Raw genomic sequence first — 1,646 nt, 5'->3', positions numbered from 1 at the left:
AGGCGCCCGAAGCGCTCGTGCACAGCTTTGGTCGACGCCATGCCCCACGACTCCTTGTAGGCGCGGCCGGACTCATCGACCTGGACCTCGCCGGGCGCCTCGATGGTGCCGGCGAACCACGAGCCGATCATGACGGACGCGGCGCCCGCCGCGAGTGCGAGCGCGACGTCGCGCGGGTAGCGCACGCCGCCGTCGGCCCACACGTGGGCGCCCATGATCCGGGCGGCCTCGGCCGTCTCGAGGACGGCGGAGAACTGCGGGCGCCCGACCGCCGTCATCATGCGCGTCGTGCACATGGCGCCGGGTCCCACGCCGACCTTAAGGATGGTCGCGCCCGAGGTCACGAGATCGTGCACGCCCTCGGCGGTGACGATGTTGCCCGCGGCGATCGGGATGCCGAGATCGAGGTCTGCGACCGTGCGGAGCGCGCGCAGCATGCCCTCCTGATGACCGTGCGCGGTGTCGACGACCAGCACGTCTACACCTGCGGCCGCGAGAGCGTTGGCCTTGGCCGCGACGTCGCCGTTGATGCCGACGGCGGCGGCGACGCCGAGCCGGCCCGACGCGTCGACGGCCGGGCGGTAGAGCGTCGAGCGAAGAGCGCTGCGCCGCGAGAGGGTTCCGACGAGGTGGCCGTGGTGCAGCACGCACACCGTCTCGGCGTCGGCGGCGACGATCACGTCGAACGCGTGGCGCGCGGTCTCGATGTCGTCCGCGTCGACGGATGCCGCGCGCCCGCGTGCGAGGTCGCCCAGGCGCGCGTCGGGCAGCGCGGTTCCGAGGCGGGTCGCGGGGACGACTCCGAGGATGTCTTCGGCGTCGATGGGCCCGGAAGAGGCATCCGCCACCACGATGGCGTGACCCTCGGTGGGCGGCAGCAGCCGGGCGGCGTCGGCGACGGTCGCATCGGCCGGCAGCACCAGCGGGGTGTCCCAGACGACCGGCTGGGCCTTGACCCAGCGGATCGCTGCGTCGAGCTCCTGCAGCGGCATGTCCTGCGGCAGCACGCCGAGCCCGCCGCGGCGGGCGAGCGTCGCCGCCAGGCGCGCGCCCGTGACGGAGTTCATGTTGGCCGAGACGAGCGGGATCGTCGCCGGCGTGCCGTCGCCCGGAGCGAGGTCCACGTCGAGCCGGCTGGTGATCGCCGAACGCCGGGGGACGAGGAAGACATCCGAGTACGTCAGGTCGACCTCGGGCGATGCACCGTAGAACTCCATGGCCTCCAAGGGTAGTGACAGTTTCTGTACGGGGAATGATCCACGTTCTTTCAGCTCACTGGACCGCGGAGCCGGGGACCGACGCCGAAGACTGGGCTAGGCTTAACCGACGCGCGTGCCGGCCTCAGCAGCCCCCATGCGTGTCCCCAGAACTTCACCGATGAAAGCAGGCGATTCAGCGTGTCGAGCCAGGTGACGGGCGTCGGGGTTTCGAACGAGGGAGAGTTCGGAGCCAACGAGTGGCTCGTCGACGAGCTGTACGAGCAGTTCAAGATCGACCGGAACTCCGTCGACAAGGCGTGGTGGCCCGTTCTCGAGGCCTACCACCCGGTTGACGGCACCGCAGCGACCGAGGCGACGACGGGCACGGGGGCTCCGGCCGCCCCGGCACCCACGGCGCAGGCCCCGGCGGCTTCCCAGGCGCCCGTG

The 1,646-nt window shown here is 71.7% G+C and carries 2 protein-coding genes; one reads left to right on the top strand and one right to left on the bottom strand.

All coding sequences use genetic code 11. The features are described 5' to 3' along the window. Positions 1 to 1,217: GuaB1 family IMP dehydrogenase-related protein (locus tag EIO58_RS17495; RefSeq protein ID WP_127820508.1), on the bottom strand; the 1,217-nt coding region annotated here is incomplete at its 3' end. Positions 1,218 to 1,397: 180 nt separating this feature from the next. Between EIO58_RS17495 and EIO58_RS19425 the strand changes: the two genes are divergently transcribed. After that, positions 1,398 to 1,646, top strand: a 249-nt coding sequence (locus EIO58_RS19425) for a 2-oxoglutarate dehydrogenase E1 subunit family protein (protein WP_240658989.1), incomplete at its 3' end; no start/stop codon positions are given.

Source organism: Microbacterium sp. CPCC 204701 (assembly GCF_004010105.1).
Taxonomy (GTDB): domain Bacteria; phylum Actinomycetota; class Actinomycetes; order Actinomycetales; family Microbacteriaceae; genus Microbacterium.
Note: the sequence above shows the minus strand (reverse complement) of the source record. Positions and strands in the feature narration are given on the sequence as shown.